Source organism: Agromyces protaetiae (assembly GCF_030866785.1).
Taxonomy (GTDB): domain Bacteria; phylum Actinomycetota; class Actinomycetes; order Actinomycetales; family Microbacteriaceae; genus Agromyces; species Agromyces silvae.
In genome coordinates, this window is the sequence record NZ_CP133018.1 from 2,211,818 (window position 1) to 2,229,445 (window position 17,628).

The following is a 17,628-nucleotide window of genomic DNA, read 5'->3' on the forward strand; positions in this document are numbered from 1 at the left end:
GCGACACGGCGTCACCCGCCCCCGCCTGGAGGGTGGCCGCGGGCGGGCGGGCGGTGTTCGGCCGTGTGCGAGACTGTGGCCATGCCTCCTGAGTCCAACCCCGTCAACGCCGACGCGACCGCTCCGCACGCGGGTGAGCAGACCCCGTACGGCGGCGCTGCGGCGAAGGTCGCCGGTCCGAAGCGGGTCCGTACGCGGCACTTCCAGAACGCCAAACGCGAGGGCATCAAGATCACGGGGCTCACGAGCTACGACCAGCTCACGGCGCGCATCTTCGACGAGGCGGGCATCGACTTCCTGCTGGTCGGCGACTCGGCCGGCAACACCGTGCTCGGCTACGACACGACGCTGCCGGTCACCATCGACGAGCTGATCCCGCTGACCCGCGCGGTCGCGGGCGCCGTGACCCGCGCCTTCGTCGTCGCGGATATGCCGTTCGGGTCATACGAGAACGGGCCGGAGGAGGCGCTGCACACCGCGATCCGCTTCATGAAGGAGACCGGCGCGCATGCGGTCAAGCTCGAGGGCGGCGAACGCAGCCGCAAGCAGATCCATCGCATCGTGCAGGCCGGCATCCCCGTCATGGGCCACGTCGGCTACACACCGCAGAGCGAGCACGGGCTCGGCGGCCACCTGATCCAGGGTCGCGGCGAAGGCCTCGACCAGTTGCTCGCCGACGCGATCGCGGTCCAAGAGGCGGGCGCGTTCGCGGTCGTCCTCGAGATGGTGCCGGCGGATGCCGCGAGGCAGGTCACCGAGCGCCTGTCCATCCCCACGATCAGTGTCGGGGCCGGCCCGCACACCGACGGGCAGCTCCTCGTCTGGACCGACTGGGCGGGGCTCACGACCGGACGCATCCCGAAGTTCGTCAAGCAGTACGCCGACCTCGCGGGCATCCTGAGCGGTGCCGCCAAGGCGTGGGTCGCCGACGTCGCAGACGGCACTTATCCCGACGCCTCACACTCGTACGAGTGAGGCGGAGCGCCGAGCGCTAGTCTTCGGCGCGCTCCTCCTCGGCCCACTTCGCGCTGTTCGCGCGGAGGATCTCGAGCGCGCGCTCGGCCTCCTCGCGAGTGGCGAACGGGCCGACGCGGTCGACGGACGGCGACTCGAAGCCGTACTCCACCTCACCGGTGTGCATGTTGTACCAGTACTGGTGCTCGATATCTTCGGCCATAGGCCGATCCTATGCCCGTGACGGTACATTGGGCCGCGGGTTGCGGGCGCGTGGCGCGATAGGGTGACGCCATGGCGACATCCCACGCGATCGGCATCGACATCGGCGGCACAGGCATCAAGGCTGCGGTCGTCGATCTTGCGACCGGTGACCTGGTCTCCGACCGGCGCAAGCTGGCGACTCCTGAGGGCGGCCGACCGGCCGACATCCTCAAGGCGACGCGCGAGCTCCTCGCCGAGTTCGACGATCCGGCCGGCCCGCGCCTGCCGATCGGCGTCTGCTTCCCGGCGATCGTGAAGCGCGGGCACACGCTGTCCGCGGCGAACATCTCCGACGAGTGGATCGGCCTGCCGGCCGAGCAGATGTTCGAGCAGGAGCTCGGGCGCGACATCCACTTCATCAACGACGCGGATGCCGCAGGCTACGCCGAGACCCGGTTCGGTGCGGCCAAGGGCGTCGACGGCCTCGTGATCCTGACGACGCTCGGCACCGGCATCGGCAGCGCATTCCTGTACGACGGCGTGCTCATTCCGAACACCGAGCTCGGGCATCTCGAGATCGACGGCCATGACGCCGAGCGTCGCGCCGCCTATTCGGCGATGGAGCGCGAGTCGCTCTCGTGGGAGGACTGGGCCGAGCGCCTGCAGCGCTACTACTCGGTCGTCGAGTTCCTGTTCTCCCCCGACCTGTTCATCGTCGGCGGCGGCGTGTCCAAGCATCAGGAGCACTTCCTGCCGCTCCTCGACCTGAAGACGCCGATCGTCCCGGCGGTGCACCGCAACAACGCCGGGATCCTCGGGGCCGCGTCGCTCGCCTCGCGCTGAGCCGCTCGATACGGTGGTATGCACGGCCGGTCGGCCGTGACTGACGTGTCAGGAGAACGAGATGAGCAACAAGACCCCGGCGGAGGAGAAGATCCGCGAGGAGCGCGAGCACCGCGAGGCGGAGCGCGAGCGCGAGGAGCGCCAGGAAGAGGCGCGCCTCGACGACCAGGACCGCTGAGCGCACGGCCCCGTTGGTCGAGGCGCCCCGTCGGTCGAGGCGCACGCTGCCGCGTCGAGACCGATCTCGAGACGCTCCTTCGTCTCTCCTCGATCAACGGGGACGGCCGCCTGGAGATGGTGCGAGCGGGCCGGCTGATACGCCGGGTTCTGTTCACCGGGCGCTTGCGCGACACCGGCTGGACGGCCATCTCTCTCGGGACTACGTTGCCGTAGCCCTCTAGCGGCCTACCCGGGAACGGGGCGGGCAGCCCCATGGTTCCCTGTCTGGCCTTGCTCCGGACGAGGTTTACCGAGCCGACCGCGTCACCGCGGCCGCTGGTGGGCTCTTACCCCACCGTTTCACCCTTACCGCGGGCCGGAGCCCGTGGCGGTCTGTTCTCTGTGGCACTGTCTCGCGGGTTGCCCCGGGTGGGTGTTACCCACCGTCCTGCCCTGCGGAGCCCGGACGTTCCTCGGCGCCCGATCGCTCGGGCGACGCGGCCGTCTTGCCGACCCACTCGCCTCTCAAGGCTAGCGGACGCCGAGGCCTGCTCCCGCTGCGCCACTTCTGCGGGTCCGCGCCATCACTGCTGGCGCGGACCCGCAGAAGTGGCGCGGAGCGCGCGACGACGGATGTCTCGGTCAGAGCCCCGACTCGTCGGTGCGCACGAGGATGCGGTCGCACTCGGGGCACTGCAGCACGTCGTCGGGCGCGGCGCGGCGCACCGCTTCGAGGTCCGACCCGGTCAGCGTCATCGTGCACCCGCCGCAGGTGCGGTGCTGCAGCAGCGCGGCGCCGACACCGCCGCCGCGTGCGCGCCGCTGCTCGTAGAAGGCCAACAGTCCTTCGGGCACGCCGCCGGCGATGACGGCGCGATCCCGCTCGGCGTGATCGCGGTCGGTCGCGAGACCCGCGGCCGCCTCGTCGCGCTCGGCCTCGAGCTTGCTCTGCGCGACGGCGATCGCCGCCCGCTCATCGTCGATGGCCGCGACGGCCGACGTCGCCTGCTCGACGCGTTCCATGACCACGAGCTCGGCGTCCTCGAGGTCGGACAAGCGCTTGCGGAGGGAGACCAGCTCGGCCTCGAGCGCGCTGACGTCCTTCATCGACGACGTGTGCGTGAGCCGCTCACTGTCGCGCGCGATGCGCGCCTCGACCAGCGCGACGTCGGACTCGAACCTCGCCAGCTCGGCCTTGGTGTCCTCGAGCGCGCCGAACGCCTCGGCCCGCGAACGCCGGACGGCGTCGTCCTGCTTCGCGAGATCGGCGAGCGGAGCGGCCTGCGGCAACGATCCGAGCTTGTGCGCGAGCTGCGCGAGCCGGGTGTCGACGGCCTGGAGCCTGAGCAGCTCCTGCTGTTCGGTGGGAGTGGCCTTCACGTGGTCCTCCAGAGGATCGGGATGGTCGGGTGCGCCGTCATTGCACCACCTGGAAGTCCCAGGGGTCGGTGCGCAGCTCGCTCACGGCGAGCTCGAGGTCGGGATGCTCCGCACGGAGCTGTGCGGCGGCACGGTCGAGCCAGAGCCATTCACTGGCCCAGTGCGACACGTCGACGAGCGCCGGGCCGCGGCCGAGCAGCGCCTGCTCACGTGCCTCGGACGCCGGGTGGTGCCGGAGATCGGCGGTCACGTACACGTCGGCAGCGCGGACCGCGGGGTGCGCGAGCAGCGAGTCGCCGGCTCCCCCGCAGACGGCGACCGTCTCGACGACGTCGTCATAGCCGCCCGAGACACGCACCCCGGTCGCGGTGGGCGGCAGGATCTCGGCGAGTCCACGCGCGAACCGGCCGAGCGTGGTCGGCTCGGCGAGTCGGCCGACCCGGCCGAGCCCGCGAGCGGGCTCGAGGCCGGGAACGATGGGCGTGGCATCCGTCAGCCCGAGCCGGTCGGCGAGGATCGCCGACGTGCCGTCCTCGACGACGTCGGCGTTCGTGTGCGCCGCGATCAGTGCACAGTTCGCGCGGATCAGACGCACGATGAGCGCGCCCTTGTAGCGGTCTTCGGCGACGCTGGTGACACCGCGCAGGAGCAGCGGATGGTGCGTGAGCAGCAGGTCGGCGCCCGAGTCGACGGCCTCGTCGACGGTCGCCGCGACCGCGTCGACCGCGAGCAGCACACGCGAGACGGAGCCTTGCGGGTCACCGGTCACGAGCCCCGGCGCATCCCAGCCCTCCGCGCCCGCGATCGGCCAGAGCCGCTCGATCGTGTCGAGGAGTTCGCGGAGCTGCACAGGCACCCGTTCAGCCTAGCCGCCCAGTGCCCTCGCCCCGCGGCGTCGCTCGCACCGACGTGTGCCGCGATGCCGGCGACGCACCATCATCAGCCACCACGCGATGCCGAGGGCGGCGCCCGCCGCGAGCGTGAGCAGCACGAGCCAGGTCACCAGGCCGCTCCCGAGCGGGTCGGCCCCCTCGTGCGCGACGGGCGTGTCGGGTTCGAAGCTCGGCACCCCGGGCGCCGGCTGCGTGCGCGCGGCGGCGGCGCCCACGAAGAACGAGAACGCGCCGAGGACGGGGTGGCCGTCGGCCGAGACCACGCGCCACATGACCTCGTAGTCGCCGTCGGCCAGGGGCTCGAGTTCGACCGTGACGACGGACCCGTCGACGACGGGATCGCTCGCAGCCAGATCGTGAGGGTCCTTGGCGTTCTGGTCGGTGACGAGGACCTCGGCGCCGGCGGTGAGCAGATCCTCCGAGAAGGTGAGCGTGACCTCCGTGGGCGCCCCCGCGACGGGCTCGCCGGGCGCCGGCGCGGTCGAGATGAGCTCGGCGTGCGCCCAGGCGTTCGGGCCGGCGGTCAGCGCGGCGAGCACGGCGACGGCCGCGCCGAGTGTCGCGGCGCGCGGTCCGCTTCGGCGGCGGCTCATCTGGCGGGCCCGAAGGTGTGGCCGAACGTGTGCCGGACGTTGTCGAGATAGGCCTGCCTCGAGGTCGGCGCCGCGAGCGCGAACGCGGCGTCCTCGATCCACGTGCAGCGCGCGTGGAATCGGATGCGGGAGGCCTCGTCATCCGTGACCGGCTGCCCGAGCGCCTCGCTCACGCGGAAGGCGGAGCCGGGACCGAGGTCCCGGTAGATCGATCCGAGGTCGCGGGCGGGGTCGGCACGAGCGGCGTCCGTCCAGTCGATGACGCCCGTCACCCGACCGACGTCATCGACGAGGATGTGCTCGGCGCCCAGGTCGTTGTGCTGCGCGATCACGTCGCCTCGGTCCGGCGGAGGGGCTTCGTCGAAGGACTCCGCAATGCGTCGTGCCTGCTCGGAGGTGAGGTGCGGACGGATCGTCTCGAACGCGTCGAGGGCGTCCCGGCGCCACGCCTCGTTCGGGTAGGGGTCGGCCGGGAGGAGGTGCGCGGCTCCGAGCGCCCGGAGCGTTCCCAGCACGTCGATCAGCGCGCGCTCCACCGGCTCCGACTCCCGGCTCCGCAGATGGATCAGCGGGGTGCCGGTGAGTCGCCGGTACGCGAACACGCCGAGGTCGGGGTCGTACATCAGCGGGATCGGAACGGGCACGGTCGTCGACGCCGCGAGCGCACCGAGCAGCGCGACCTCGCGAGCGAGCGCACGGGGGTCCGTACTGCGCCTGACGATGCACTCGCCCACCGCGAAGGTCGTGTTCTCGGCACGGCGCGAAATGAGCTCGGGCTCCCGGTCCGCATCCCAGAGCCCGTGCCGGCGTCCGATCTCGGCGAGCATCGTCCGATCGACGTCCTCGAGGTGCACGTTCACCCTCCTCCCCGCCCTCGGAGCAGGGTGTCCCCGAGGTATCCGTCGTCGCCGAAGCCAGGCAGGACGGCGAAGATCGCACTGCCGGTGTGGGTGACGAACCGATTGAGCCGATCCTGCTCGGCGCTGCGGCGCTGGGCACGGATGAACTGCTCGTCGGGATCGTTCCCGTAGGCGCAGAACAACAGTCCCACGTCGATCGCGCCGTGCCCACCGTGCGTGTGTTCCGGGGTGCCGGGGGCGTGCTCGTGTTGGGTCTCCGGCGTGGTCGGGTCGGGGCTGCCGCCCGCGGTCGCGATGAGCTGGCCGTAGTCGTAGGTGTAGCTGCGCCGGAGCATCGGAATGCCCCGGACGCGGCGGATGTGGGCGTCGGTCGCGATGACCGGGTCAGCGCCCGACCGTGCCGTGAGGTCCGGTTCGTCGAACTCGGCCTTCCCGGTGAGCGGTGCGCCGTCGGAGCGGCGGCGGCCGATCACGGCATCCTGCTCGTCCCGGGCGGTCAGATCCCAGTCCGCCGTCTTCATCCGGATCTTGCGGAAGACGAGGTACGTGCCTCCGGCGAACCACTCGGGTTCGTCGTCGAGGGCCCAGACGGTCTCAGCCAGCTCGGCGGAACCGAGGCGCGGATTGGAGGTTCCGTCCTTGTGCCCGAACATGTTGCGTGGCGTACCGCCGTCCGCCGGCACGCCGAGGAATCCGGACTGTGTCCACCGCAACGTCGCGTACCCGGGGATACGCGCGCGGATCGATCGCATCGCCGCGCTGACGACCTGCGGGTCGTCCGCGCAGATCTGGAAGAGCAGGTCGCCGTCGCACCACCTCGCGTCGAGCCCGTCGCCATCGAAGGCGGGGAGCTCGCGAAGCCGTCGCGGAGCCGGCCGTTCGACGCCGGGGAGCGTGAACACCCTCGGGCCGAGTCCCACGGTGACCGTCAGCCGAGCGGGCGAGAGACCCGTGGCGAAGTCCGTCGGCACCGACGCGCCGGGCGGGAAGAGCGGCGACGGCGGCGGGTCCTCGCCTCGCGTGATCCGGGCGATCGTCTCGGTCAGATCCTGCAGGAGGTTCCGGAGCGTCGCGGCATCGCCGACGGTGAGATCGACGGCGACCAGTGTCGCGTAGATCTGTTGCGGGGTGTCGATGCCCGCCTGGTGCACCCCGGAGGCCGGCACCACGGCGGCCTTCGCCGCCACCGCTTCCGGCGGAGAGCGGGGCGCGATCAGGTGTCCCGCGGCGAAGCCGCCCGCCGCGAAGCCGCCCGCGGCGGCGGCGCCGACCGTCGCCACGGTGGATCCGAGCAGCGCCCGACGCGAGAGCGTGACGGACCTCCGCTGTGGCAGATCGGCCTGCGCCCGGTCGTGGTCGTCGTCGTGGTCGTCGTGGTCGTCGTTCAATGTCCGTGTCCTCCGTTCGCGTCGCCGGGGTCCGTGTTCCGGCTCGGGCCGCCCCGACTGACCACGAATTGGGACATCAGTCCTTCGTCCTCGTGGAGCAGGAGATGGCAGTGGATCATGTAGGGCTTCTCGTCGTCGACGTAGTCCTCGAACCGCATCATGATGCGGTACTGCCGTCTCGGCTCGAGGTAGATCGTGTCCTTCCAGCCCAGGAGTTCCGGGGGCGGTTCGGCCCCGTCGATGTCGAGCACCTGGAACTGCACGTCGTGCACGTGCCAGTTGTGCGGGAACAGGTCGCGGTTCGTGACCTCCCAGAGCTCCGTGGAGTCGACCTGCATGACCTCGTCGATGCGGCCGATGTCCATGCGGCGCCCGTTGATCTCGCGGTCCTGCACGCTGAACGTCCGGGTGGTGTCGGCGTCCGCTTCGACGAATCGGTCGATCTCGGCGAAGCGTTCGGCCAACGGTGCGGAGGGCTGCAACTCCGCTGCAGCTCGGAGCAGCAGCACATCGAACTCGTCGGTCCCGCCGTACGCGAAGGGGGCCGCGACCTCGCCGAGGTCCGGCGGCAGCGACCGCAGCATGGTCTGCGTACCGGGCGCGACCCCGACCACGATCTCCGCGCGCTCGCCGGGTGACAGTCGCACGTGATCGGTCGCCAGCGGGGCGCCGAGGAGCCCTCCGTCCGTGGCGACGAGCGAGAACGCGCGCCGGTCGTCGAAGGCGAAGTCGTAGGTCCTTGCGCTGGACCCGTTGAGGATGCGCAGCCGCACGAGTTCCGTCGTCACATTGAACACTGAGCCCCAGGCGCCGTTCGTGAGGATCACGTTCCCGAGCAGGCCCACCTCATTGCCTTGGGCGTCGAAGTCGAACTCACCGTTCGATCGGAATCGCTTGTCCTGCACGATGAGCGGGATGTCGTCGACGCCGTACTGGGCAGGCAGCCCGACGTCGTCGCTCGACTCGTCCTCCAGGATGAACATGCCCGACAGCCCACGGAGCACGTGCTCCTCCGTCTGTCCGTGCGGGTGCGGGTGATACCAGAGCGTCGCCGCCGGTTGATCGATCCGCCATTCCGGACGCCACCGGCCACCCGGTTCGATCGGCTGGTGAGGCCCGCCATCCATGGCGGCCGGCAGGTGCATCCCGTGCCAGTGCACGGTCGTGGTCTCCGGAAGCTCGTTCTCCACCTCGACCGCCACCTGCTCGCCCCGGTGCGCCCGGAGCGTCGGGCCCAGATAGTCGCCATCGAACCCCCATGTCGGGGTGGTCATGCCGTCGACGAACCGCATCTCCCCCTCGCCGGCCGTCAGCGAGAACACGCGGACGCCGTCGACCACTTCGGACTCGGCCAGCGGCGGGATGGGCAGCGCCGTGTCGAACGCCGGCGGATCCTTCGGCGTGAACGGAGACCCGCCTTGGCCGAAGTTCGCATCGAAGACGCACGCCGTGAAGGTGGTCGCGACCGTGATCAGCACGGCTCCGAGCAGAATCGCCGGACCGGCCATCCGGCCGCGGCGCCACCGCTGGGCACGGTGCTGTTCGGGTTCACGGGTGGTTGCAGTGGCGCACTCGGTGGCGGCTGGGCCGGTGGTCATGCGAGCACGGTACGAAGGGCTGGGACCGGCCCGCGTCCGCCCGGGATCGATTCCCACGTCGCCCGGGGGCGACACCCGCCTGTCGCCTCACCACCCTGGCGGGGTCAGGTGACCCCATGCGGCCGGCGAAGTGCCCGGTCGTCGGCGGCCGCGTCCGCGGCGGTCCAGGGCGCCGGGGTCCGATGCTCGAGATGCCAGCGCACGGAGTCGGCCACGCGAGCTTCGACCGGCTCCGGCGCCCAGCTCAGTCTTGCCTCCGCGAGTCGCGTATCGACCAGGACGTGCTGCGGATGCGCCTTCGTGAGCATGAGGTCGGGAGGAAGCGCGTCCTCCGCGACGCGCACGAGGTCGATCTGGGCTTCTGCGGCAGAGGCGATCTGTTGCATCCACTGGCGGATCGACACCGTGGTGGGCTCGGCGAGGTTGATGGTCGTGCCCCGCGCCGCAGGCTGGCCGAGGGCTGCGACGACCGCCGCGGCGACATCCTCCACGTGCGCGCGGCTCCAAAGCAGATTTCCCGCCCCGACCGGTATCGCCCGGCGTCCGGCCAAGATCCGCCGTAGCACGAACCCCTCGCGGCACTGCGGGTCCCCGGGTCCGTAGACCATCGGCAGACGCAAGACGGTCGCCCCGCGTATCGACCACCCCTCCTCGACGTCGATCTTCTCGTACCGGGCCGGGACACCCGGCGGTGGGTCGTCCCGGTAGAGGTGGCGGCGCTCGCGCAGCGGCGCATCCTCGCGCAACGGGACCGCGGCACAGGCTTCGCCCGAGACGAATCCATCGAACGCCGCGTAGACGTCCTGACTGGAGAGCACGATCGCGGGGATCCCATCCGGCACGACGCTCGCCGCGATCGCCGCATCCTCCCGAGTCAACGCGTAGGTGTCGACCACCGCATCGGGCCGGAACCGCCTGATCTCAGGCCGGTGCGCCGGCAGGTCCGCTCGGTCACCATGGATGTGGATCGCGCGCGCGAGCTCGGGCGGTTCGGTGCGCCCCCGGTGGTACAGCGCGACGACGTCGCCGCGCCCGAGCAGCGCGCGGGCGATCGCGCGGCCGATGAACGAGGTGCCGCCGAGGATGAGGATTCGCATGGGTCGTCGTCGCCTCCAGGCCGGGTCATCGTCGATGCGACGTCGGTGACGTCGGTGACGTGGTCGACACCATACGAGACGACGGCAACCGCCGGACCCGGCCCGGTGCGGTGAGGTTGTCGCTCCAGGGCGACTGACGGATTCACGGCTCCGGTTCTACGATCGCACTGTGATGGAGCAGATCCCCGAGCAGCACCGCACCGGCGCCCCGCCGCCGCCGTGGGCGATCGACCTCCTGCTCGGCATCGGCGTGACCCTGACCGTCTCCCTGTTCATCGCCGCGGACATCCAGGGCAGCGAACCCGACGCGTGGGCCTATCTCTGGGCGGTCGGGCTCGGCGGACTCATGCTCGTCCGCCGGCGCTACCCGGTTCTCGTGGTCGTGCTGTCGGCGGGCGCCGTCATCTCGTACTACGCGGCCGGATATCCGGCGATCGGCGTCGCGGTGCCGCTCGCTGCGGCGGCCTTCTCCGCCGCCGAGTTCGGGCGGATGGGCGCCGCGATCGTCACCTGTTCCGCCGTGCTCCTGATCTCGGTGGTCTACCGGGTCGCGTCCGGGCAGGATCCCGCGCTCGTCCTCTGGTTCGACGCGCCCGGTCACGCGCTCCTGCTCGCCGCCGCCATCGCGCTCGGCGACGGCGTACGCTCCCGTCGACGACTGCGCCAGCAAGCATCCGAGATCGCCGCACTCACCGCGGAGCGGTCCGCGCGCAACGCGGAACGACGCGCGCTCGCGGAGCGGCTCGCGATCGCCCGCGAGCTCCACGACTCCATCGGCCATGCCCTCACCGTGGTCACCCTGCACGCGCAGATCGCCGAGGAGGCGCTCGCCGTCGACCCACCGCCGAGGCGGGACCAGGCCCGGGCCCGCGACGCGATCCGGGTGATCGTCGACACGACGTCCTCCTGCTTCGAGGACCTTCGGCGCACGGTGGGGCGATTGCGGAGCGCGCACGGCAGCACCCGGCCGGCCCTGCGGATCGCCGACCTCGACACCGCGTTGACGTCGGCGCGTCAGGCGGGGCTCGACGTGAGGACGCGCGTCGTGGTCAGGTCCCCGATCCCGGTCGCGGTCGAGACGGCCATCTACCGGATCGTCCAAGAGTCCGTCACGAACGTGATCCGGCACGCCGACGCGACGCGAGTCGAGGTCGATGTGACGGAGATGGAAGGAATGATCGCGGTGAGCATCGTCGACGACGGCGCCCCTGGTCCGTCGGTGCCCCCGCCGGTCGTGGCCGAAGGGAGCGGCGTGGCCGGCATGCGTGAGCGGGCCGCCCTCCTCGGCGGATCGTTCTCGGCGGAACGGCTGACCACGGGGTTCGCGGTGCGGGCCTCGTTCCCGTTGGCGGTGATCGCATGACCACGGTGGTGCTCGTCGACGACCAGGATCTGGTGCGCGCGGGGCTGCGCACCCTGCTGACGCACGACGGCGCGGTTCAGGTCGTCGCCGAGGCCACCGACGGGCGCCGCGGACTCGAGACGGCGCGCAAGTACCGTCCTGACGTCGTCCTGATGGATCTCCGGATGCCCGTGATGGACGGCATCCAGGCGACGCGTGCGATCCGAAACACCCCCGAGCTCAGCGGGACGCACGTCGTGGTCCTCACGACGTTCGATGACGACGCCGACATCGTCGAGGCGATTCGCGCCGGCGCGATCGGCTACCTGCTGAAGGACACCCCTCGCGATGATCTCCGCGACGCCGTCGCGCGCGCGGGCCGGGGCGAACGACTGCTCTCACCCGCGATCACGGAACGGGTGATGGATCTCGTCGCGGGCGGACGCACCGCGCCCACGCCCGACCCCCGACTCGAGTCGCTCAGCGAGCGCGAGCTGGAGGTGCTCGCACGCATCGGACACGGCGACACCAACGGCGAGATCGCGGCCGCGCTGCACCTGAGCCCGGCCACGGCACGCACCTACGTCAGCCGCATCCTCGCGAAGCTCGGCGCCCGAGACCGCCCTGAGCTCGTCGTGATCGCGCACCGCTCAGGGCTGGTCCTCCCCTGAGCGGCTCGTCTCAGGTCGGCGGACGCCGCATGAACCACGTGCGCACACCGAGCGCCGCCGACTCCCCGACGACGACGTAGCCGTATCGCCGGTAGAAGCCGACTGCCTCGGGCCGATCGGTCTCCAGGTAGCCCACCGCGCCGACCGAGTCCAACCGCCCGATGTGACGCAGCATGAGCAGCCCGCCCATGCCCCTCCCACGCAGATGCCGGTCGACCGCGATTGGACCCAGATGGACGTGCGGCTCGGTGAGGTCGTGGGTCGCCCAGCTCTGCTGCCAGGCCAGCAGGCGCGACGCGGTGCCGAGTCCGAAGGTCGTGGCCGTGCCCACGAGGTGCAGGCGCGTCGCGAGGCCCGGTCGGCATCGCCCAGGGGGAAGAGACGCCGCCACGGCGGTCAACGCCCCGGCCTGGGTCATCACCTCGACCCGCAGCGACTTCGAACGTGCGAGGTGCGTACGCATGAGCCGCGTATGGCAGCGCGCGCGATGGCCCTCGTCGCGGCCATAGACGGCGACGTGCATGGGATTGTCGGCCATGCCGCGCCCGAGCAGCGCTGCGGCCTCGTCGAGGTCGGCTCGGTCGAGTGCGGCGACGTGGAGATACGATTCGCGAGCGTTCACGGGGCTCCTCGATGATGACGGATGGCAAGCGGTTCCACCCTCTGGTTCCACCCTCCACGACCGCCCGTCTGCGAATCGTTCGTGGAACTCGACGGCCGGCAGCGATCTCGGACGCCCACCGTGTCGCCCCGGGGCGACTCGGCGATCAGTCAGAGAGCGACCCCAGTGCCGCCTCGGGACCGACGAACGCCTGGCCTACGCCGCCTACCGTTGCCCGCATGATTCCCGACCAGACCCCGTCGCCCGTCCAGACCGCCCGCCGGAAGCCGCTGGGCTTCTCCATCCTGACCCTCGTCGGCCTCGCGGCACTCGGCCTCCCTCGAGTGGTGCTGCACGACCTCCATCTCGTCGATCAGGGAAACGGCCTGAACTGGATCCTCGCGCTCGGACCGGTCGTGGTCTGGATCGCGGTCGCCGTGCTCAAGCGCGTTCCGAATCCGTTCCTGACCGTCCTGGTCATCGGCGCGATCTTCGGACTCATGCTCGTGCTCACGCACCAGCTGCTCTGGGACGTCGCGTTCCAGGACGATCTTCCCTCGATCGGCGGCAGCGCCGCGGCGACCGTCATCCCGCGGATCGCCGCGGTGCCCAGCGGCCTGTTCACCGGCACGATCATCGGCGCGATCGGCGGACTGATCGCCTGGGGAATCCAGTCGCTCACGAAGCGCTCGCGCGCCTGATCACGCAGACGATCGCCGAGACATGGTGGGCCCTGCCGGGCTCGAACCGACGACATCCACGGTGTAAACGTGGCGCTCTACCAACTGAGCTAAAGGCCCCTGCGCCGCGGGCGGTCACGGATCCGTGTGCATCCGCACCGCGCGGCGCATCCTCATCGTAGCGAAGGCATCCATAGACTCACGCCATGGAGGTCGTCGAGCGGCACCCGAGCCGCACCGCAGTCCCGGAGCACCGCTGGCCGGCGGTCGTCGCGCTGCTCGTCGCGCTCGCGCTGTACGCGTTCCTGCCGAACGAGCTGATCGGCGGCCAGCGATTCACGATCGTGGCGATCGGCATCGCCGTGCTCGTGCCGCTGCTCATCATCAACCCGCACCGGTTCGTGCGGGAGACGAAGTGGAGCCGCATCCTCTCGGTCGCGCTGACCCTGCTGCTCGTGGCCACCAATCAGCTCGCGCTCGTGATCCTCGTGACCAAGCTCGTCGGCGGACATCACGACGCACCGGACCTGCTGCTCGCCGCGTTGCAGGTGTGGGTCGCGAACGTGATCGGGTTCGCGCTGCTCTACTGGGACCTCGATCGCGGCGGACCCGTCGTCCGCACGAGCTGGGCACGGACGCAGCTGCCGGCGGCCGACTTCAGGTTCTCGCAGGACGAGGACGACGACACGATCGACGAGGTCGCGAAAGGCTCGTCGGCCCAGGCCGACTGGACGCCTCGCTTCGTCGACTACTTCTACACGTCACTGTCGAACTCGATGGCGTTCAGTGCGAGCGACGCGATGCCGCTGCGCCAGCGCACGAAGCTGCTCATGGGGCTGCAGGCGTTCGGCGGGTTCGTCATCCTCGCGCTCGTCATCGCCCGGTCCGTCGGCATCCTCGCCTGACTGCCGCCGAGGCATCCGTGCCCTTCGCGGCCGCCGTCAGCGGCCGAGCGACGCGAGCGCAACGCGATACTGGTCCAACGTGCGCGGCTCGCCCGCGCCGGTGGCGAACGACGAGCGGATGACTCCCCCGCCGTCGATCACGAAGGTCGCGCGCGCGGCGAAGCCGCGCTCGGGCAGGAAGGCGTCGTACGCTCGTGCCGTCTCGCCGTGCGGCCAGAAATCGGCGAGCAGCGTGACGTCGTAGCCCTCGCGTTCCGACCAGGCGCGCAGGGTGTGCTTCGAGTCGACGGAGATGCCGACGACCCGGACCCCCGCACGCGCGAACTCCGCCGCATGATCGCGCAGCTCACCGAACTCCCCCTGGCAGGTCGACGAGAACGCGAGCGGGAAGAACACCAGCACGACCGGGCCCGCGGCCACGAGGCCGGAGAGCCGCGTCATCCGGCCGAACTGGTCGGCCAGGGCGAATTCGGGCGCTCGGGCGCCCGGCTGCAGACTCACGCGTCGATCCTCGCACGTGCCCACGGTGCGCACGGCCGAGCCAGGGCGCAACCGGCCGCGCGCACCCCGTGTCGGACGGGCGGGTTTAGGATCAGTAGGATGGCGTCGTGCCGCCCGACCGGCGGCGTCCACCACACACGAGCCGGTCGGTCTCGTCGTGCGCACGCTGAATTCGCAGGCATCTGACCTGCCGAAGAGAGCAGGCAAGACCTGCTGAAGAGAGAGGTCGAGTGTGACTGTCAACGACCAGGACCCTTACTCGGTCGAAGCGATGGACTCCGATCCAGATGAGACGAGCGAGTGGGCCGAGTCGCTCGACGCCCTCATCGCCGCGAAGGGCCACCAGCGCGGGCGCGAGATCATGCTCAGCCTGCTCAAGCGCTCGAAGGAGCTGCACCTCGGCGTGCCCATGGTGCCGACCACGGACTACCTGAACACCATCGCCCCCGAGAACGAGCCCGCGTTCCCCGGCAACGAAGAGATCGAGCGCCGCTACCGCGCATGGATCCGGTGGAACGCCGCCATGCTCGTGCACCGCGCCCAGCGCCCCGGTATCGCCGTCGGCGGGCACATCTCGACCTACGCGTCGAGCGCGGCGCTCTACGAGGTCGGCTTCAACCACTTCTTCCGCGGCCAGGACCACCCTGGCGGCGGCGACCAGATCTTCATCCAGGGCCACGCCTCCCCCGGCACCTACGCGCGTGCCTTCCTCGAGGGCCGGCTCTCCGCCGACCAGCTCGACGGCTTCCGCCAGGAGAAGTCGCACGCGCCGAACGGCCTCTCGTCGTACCCGCACCCGCGGCTGATGCCCGAGTTCTGGCAGTTCCCGACCGTGTCCATGGGCCTCGGCCCGATCAATGCGATCTACCAGGCGCAGCTCAACAAGTACCTGACGAACCGCGGCATCAAGGATGCCTCCGACCAGCACGTCTGGGCGTTCCTCGGCGACGGCGAGATGGACGAGGTCGAGAGCCGCGGCCAGCTGCAGGTCGCCGCGAACGAGGGTCTCGACAACCTGACCTTCGTGATCAACTGCAACCTGCAGCGACTCGACGGCCCGGTGCGCGGCAACGGCAAGATCATCCAGGAGCTGGAGAGCTTCTTCCGCGGCGCCGGCTGGAACGTCATCAAGGTCGTCTGGGGCCGTGAGTGGGACGCCCTGCTCGCCAATGACCACGAGGGCGCGCTGCGCAACCTCATGAACGTCACACCCGACGGCGACTACCAGACCTACAAGGCCGAGTCGGGCGCCTATGTGCGCGAGAACTTCTTCGGCCGCGACCCGCGTGCGCTCGAACTGGTCAAGGACCTCTCCGACGACCAGATCTGGAACCTCAAGCGCGGCGGCCACGACTACCGCAAGGTGTTCGCCGCCTTCCAGGCCGCGATGAACCACAAGGGGCAGCCGACGGTCATCCTGGCGAAGACGATCAAGGGCTACGGCCTCGGGCCGTCCTTCGAGGGTCGCAACGCGACCCACCAGATGAAGAAGATGACGCTCGACAACCTGAAGACGTTCCGCGACGCGATGCGCATCCCGATCACGGACGCGCAGCTCGAAGAGAACCCGTACCTGCCGCCGTACTACCACCCCGGCGAGCAGGACGAGGCGATCGAGTACCTGCACGAGCGCCGCCGCGCGCTCGGCGGCTACCTGCCCGAGCGCCGCACGAAGCACACCGCGCTGTCACTGCCCGACGACTCCGCCTACGCGATCGCCAAGAAGGGCTCGGGTACGCAGGAGATCGCCACCACGATGGCGTTCGTGCGGCTCCTCAAAGACCTCATGCGGTCGAAGGACTTCGGCAACCGGATCGTGCCGATCATCCCCGACGAGGCGCGCACGTTCGGCATGGATGCGTTCTTCCCGAACGCGAAGATCTACAACCCGAGCGGACAGCACTACACGTCGGTCGACCGCGAGCTGCTGCTGGCCTACAAGGAGAGCCCGCAGGGGCAGATCATCCACGTCGGCATCAACGAGGCCGGCGCGCTCGCGGCCTTCACGAACGTCGGCACGTCGTACTCGACGCAGGGCGAGCCGCTCATCCCGATCTACGTGTTCTACTCGATGTTCGGGTTCCAGCGCACGGGCGACGCGATCTGGGCGGCCGGCGACCAGATGGCGCGTGGCTTCATGATCGGCGCGACCGCCGGCCGCACCACGCTCACCGGCGAAGGCCTGCAGCACGCCGACGGGCATTCGCTGCTGCTCGCGGCGACGAATCCCGCCGTCCTCTCGTACGACCCCGCCTACGGCTACGAGATCGGCCACATCGTGCGCGCGGGGCTCGAGCGCATGTACGGCGGCGAGCACACCGATCCGAACGTCATGTACTACCTCACGGTCTACAACGAGCCGCTCGTGCAGCCGGCGGAGCCCGAGGGCGTCGACGTCGAGGGCATCGTCCGGGGCATCCACCGCATCGGCGAGGGACAGGCGGAGGGCCCGAAGGCTCAGCTGCTCGCCTCCGGCGTGGCCGTGCCGTGGATCCACGAGGCGCAGCAACTGCTCGCCGAGGACTGGGGCGTGTCGGCCGACATCTGGTCGGTCACGAGCTGGTCCGAGCTCGCCCGCGACGGCGAGGCCGCCGAGGAGCACAACTTCCTCAACCCCGACGACGAGCGCCGCTACGGATACCTCACGCAGAAGCTCTCCGGCGCGAACGGCCCGTTCGTCGCCGTGAGCGACTTCATGCGCGCCGTGCCCGAGCAGATCCGCGCGTATGTGCCCGGCACGTACGCGACGCTCGGCGCCGACGGGTTCGGCTTCTCCGACACCCGCCCGGCCGCACGCCGCTTCTTCAAGATCGACGGCCCCTCGGTCGTGGTCCGCACGCTCGAACTGCTCGCCGAGCGCGGCGAGGTCGACCGAGCCCTTCCGGCGCAGGCCATCGCGAAGTACCGGCTCCACGACGTGAACGCCGGCACGACGGGATCGGCCGGCGGCGAGAGCTGA

The 17,628-nt window shown here is 70.5% G+C and carries 17 protein-coding genes, 1 tRNA gene and 1 other RNA gene; 7 read left to right on the forward strand and 12 right to left on the reverse strand.

All coding sequences use genetic code 11. The annotated features are described in order from the left end of the window. The first annotated feature begins 81 nt into the window (after positions 1-81). Entirely contained in the window at positions 82-975 is an 894-nt protein-coding gene (gene panB, locus QU602_RS10250) for a 3-methyl-2-oxobutanoate hydroxymethyltransferase (protein WP_308796347.1), read from the forward strand. Between the two features lie 16 nt (positions 976-991). On the opposite strand, the gene QU602_RS10255 is transcribed toward panB, so the two are convergent. After that, positions 992-1,177, reverse strand: coding sequence for an SPOR domain-containing protein (locus QU602_RS10255; RefSeq protein ID WP_308796348.1), 186 nt, complete (start codon positions 1,175-1,177; stop codon positions 992-994). Positions 1,178-1,248: 71 nt separating this feature from the next. Here QU602_RS10255 and ppgK point away from each other — a divergent pair, with 71 nt between their 5' ends. Next, positions 1,249-2,001, forward strand: a complete 753-nt coding sequence (gene ppgK / locus QU602_RS10260; RefSeq protein WP_308796349.1) for a polyphosphate--glucose phosphotransferase — start codon at positions 1,249-1,251, stop codon at positions 1,999-2,001. A gap of 300 nt (positions 2,002-2,301) precedes the next feature. Here the strand turns inward: ppgK and rnpB are convergent. The 8 genes from rnpB to QU602_RS10300 all read right to left on the reverse strand — a co-directional run bounded on the left by rnpB (position 2,302) and on the right by QU602_RS10300 (position 9,969). After that, an RNA gene (rnpB, locus tag QU602_RS10265) (RNase P RNA component class A) lies at positions 2,302-2,677 on the reverse strand. 125 nt (positions 2,678-2,802) lie between these two features. Then, positions 2,803-3,540 (reverse strand): zinc ribbon domain-containing protein, encoded by a 738-nt coding sequence (locus tag QU602_RS10270; protein WP_308796350.1) that lies wholly within the window; start codon positions 3,538-3,540, stop codon positions 2,803-2,805. A 37-nt stretch (positions 3,541-3,577) separates the two neighbouring features. Then, a complete protein-coding gene (locus tag QU602_RS10275; RefSeq protein WP_308796351.1) occupies positions 3,578-4,396 on the reverse strand; it encodes a Nif3-like dinuclear metal center hexameric protein in 819 nt (272 codons plus the stop codon). Between the two features lie 9 nt (positions 4,397-4,405). Next, positions 4,406-5,026 carry a copper resistance CopC family protein gene (locus tag QU602_RS10280; RefSeq protein WP_308796352.1) on the reverse strand — a complete coding sequence of 207 codons (621 nt, stop codon included), beginning with the start codon at positions 5,024-5,026 and terminating at the stop codon, positions 4,406-4,408. Beyond that, positions 5,023-5,880 (reverse strand): phosphotransferase family protein, encoded by an 858-nt coding sequence (locus QU602_RS10285; protein WP_308796354.1) that lies wholly within the window; start codon positions 5,878-5,880, stop codon positions 5,023-5,025. The genes QU602_RS10280 and QU602_RS10285 overlap by 4 nt, the downstream gene beginning before the upstream one ends. Before the next feature lie 2 nt (positions 5,881-5,882). Next, positions 5,883-7,274: a Dyp-type peroxidase gene (locus tag QU602_RS10290; protein ID WP_308796355.1), complete on the reverse strand. Its 1,392-nt coding sequence runs from the start codon at positions 7,272-7,274 to the stop codon at positions 5,883-5,885. After that, positions 7,271-8,872, reverse strand: coding sequence for a multicopper oxidase family protein (locus QU602_RS10295; protein WP_308796356.1), 1,602 nt, complete (start codon positions 8,870-8,872; stop codon positions 7,271-7,273). The genes QU602_RS10290 and QU602_RS10295 overlap by 4 nt, the downstream gene beginning before the upstream one ends. A 104-nt stretch (positions 8,873-8,976) precedes the next feature. Next, positions 8,977-9,969: an NAD-dependent epimerase/dehydratase family protein gene (locus QU602_RS10300; protein ID WP_308796357.1), complete on the reverse strand. Its 993-nt coding sequence runs from the start codon at positions 9,967-9,969 to the stop codon at positions 8,977-8,979. 172 nt (positions 9,970-10,141) lie between these two features. Here QU602_RS10300 and QU602_RS10305 point away from each other — a divergent pair, with 172 nt between their 5' ends. After that, on the forward strand, positions 10,142-11,332 hold the full coding sequence (locus QU602_RS10305; RefSeq protein ID WP_308800147.1) for a sensor histidine kinase: 1,191 nt from the start codon (positions 10,142-10,144) through the stop codon (positions 11,330-11,332). Further along, positions 11,329-11,982: a response regulator transcription factor gene (locus QU602_RS10310; RefSeq protein ID WP_308796358.1), complete on the forward strand. Its 654-nt coding sequence runs from the start codon at positions 11,329-11,331 to the stop codon at positions 11,980-11,982. The genes QU602_RS10305 and QU602_RS10310 overlap by 4 nt, the downstream gene beginning before the upstream one ends. Positions 11,983-11,992: 10 nt before the next feature. On the opposite strand, the gene QU602_RS10315 is transcribed toward QU602_RS10310, so the two are convergent. Beyond that, positions 11,993-12,604, reverse strand: a complete 612-nt coding sequence (locus QU602_RS10315; protein ID WP_308796359.1) for a GNAT family N-acetyltransferase — start codon at positions 12,602-12,604, stop codon at positions 11,993-11,995. A 218-nt stretch (positions 12,605-12,822) separates the two neighbouring features. Between QU602_RS10315 and QU602_RS10320 the strand changes: the two genes are divergently transcribed. Continuing rightward, the gene (locus tag QU602_RS10320; RefSeq protein WP_308796360.1) at positions 12,823-13,284 is read left to right on the forward strand and encodes a hypothetical protein; all 462 of its coding nucleotides are present in this window, start codon (positions 12,823-12,825) and stop codon (positions 13,282-13,284) included. A gap of 23 nt (positions 13,285-13,307) precedes the next feature. On the opposite strand, the gene QU602_RS10325 is transcribed toward QU602_RS10320, so the two are convergent. Beyond that, a tRNA-Val gene (locus QU602_RS10325) sits at positions 13,308-13,383 on the reverse strand. Positions 13,384-13,469: 86 nt separating this feature from the next. Between QU602_RS10325 and QU602_RS10330 the strand changes: the two genes are divergently transcribed. Beyond that, the gene (locus QU602_RS10330; RefSeq protein ID WP_308796361.1) at positions 13,470-14,168 is read left to right on the forward strand and encodes a hypothetical protein; all 699 of its coding nucleotides are present in this window, start codon (positions 13,470-13,472) and stop codon (positions 14,166-14,168) included. 36 nt (positions 14,169-14,204) lie between these two features. Here QU602_RS10330 and QU602_RS10335 read toward each other — a convergent pair whose 3' ends face one another. Beyond that, on the reverse strand, positions 14,205-14,669 hold the full coding sequence (locus QU602_RS10335) for a peroxiredoxin (protein WP_308796362.1): 465 nt from the start codon (positions 14,667-14,669) through the stop codon (positions 14,205-14,207). Between the two features lie 232 nt (positions 14,670-14,901). Between QU602_RS10335 and aceE the strand changes: the two genes are divergently transcribed. Then, positions 14,902-17,628: a pyruvate dehydrogenase (acetyl-transferring), homodimeric type gene (gene aceE, locus QU602_RS10340; RefSeq protein WP_308796363.1), complete on the forward strand. Its 2,727-nt coding sequence runs from the start codon at positions 14,902-14,904 to the stop codon at positions 17,626-17,628.

Excerpts from the sequence above, each read along its gene's own strand:
- panB (WP_308796347.1), top strand. The coding sequence starts at position 82 with ATGCCTCCTGAGTCCAACCCCGTCAACGCCGACGCGACCGCTCCGCAC.
- QU602_RS10255 (WP_308796348.1), bottom strand. The coding sequence starts at position 1,177 with ATGGCCGAAGATATCGAGCACCAGTACTGGTACAACATGCACACCGGT.
- ppgK (WP_308796349.1), top strand. The coding sequence starts at position 1,249 with ATGGCGACATCCCACGCGATCGGCATCGACATCGGCGGCACAGGCATC.
- QU602_RS10280 (WP_308796352.1), bottom strand. The coding sequence starts at position 5,026 with ATGAGCCGCCGCCGAAGCGGACCGCGCGCCGCGACACTCGGCGCGGCC.
- QU602_RS10295 (WP_308796356.1), bottom strand. The coding sequence starts at position 8,872 with ATGACCACCGGCCCAGCCGCCACCGAGTGCGCCACTGCAACCACCCGT.
- QU602_RS10300 (WP_308796357.1), bottom strand. The coding sequence starts at position 9,969 with ATGCGAATCCTCATCCTCGGCGGCACCTCGTTCATCGGCCGCGCGATC.
- QU602_RS10305 (WP_308800147.1), top strand. The coding sequence starts at position 10,142 with ATGGAGCAGATCCCCGAGCAGCACCGCACCGGCGCCCCGCCGCCGCCG.
- QU602_RS10310 (WP_308796358.1), top strand. The coding sequence starts at position 11,329 with ATGACCACGGTGGTGCTCGTCGACGACCAGGATCTGGTGCGCGCGGGG.
- QU602_RS10320 (WP_308796360.1), top strand. The coding sequence starts at position 12,823 with ATGATTCCCGACCAGACCCCGTCGCCCGTCCAGACCGCCCGCCGGAAG.
- QU602_RS10330 (WP_308796361.1), top strand. The coding sequence starts at position 13,470 with ATGGAGGTCGTCGAGCGGCACCCGAGCCGCACCGCAGTCCCGGAGCAC.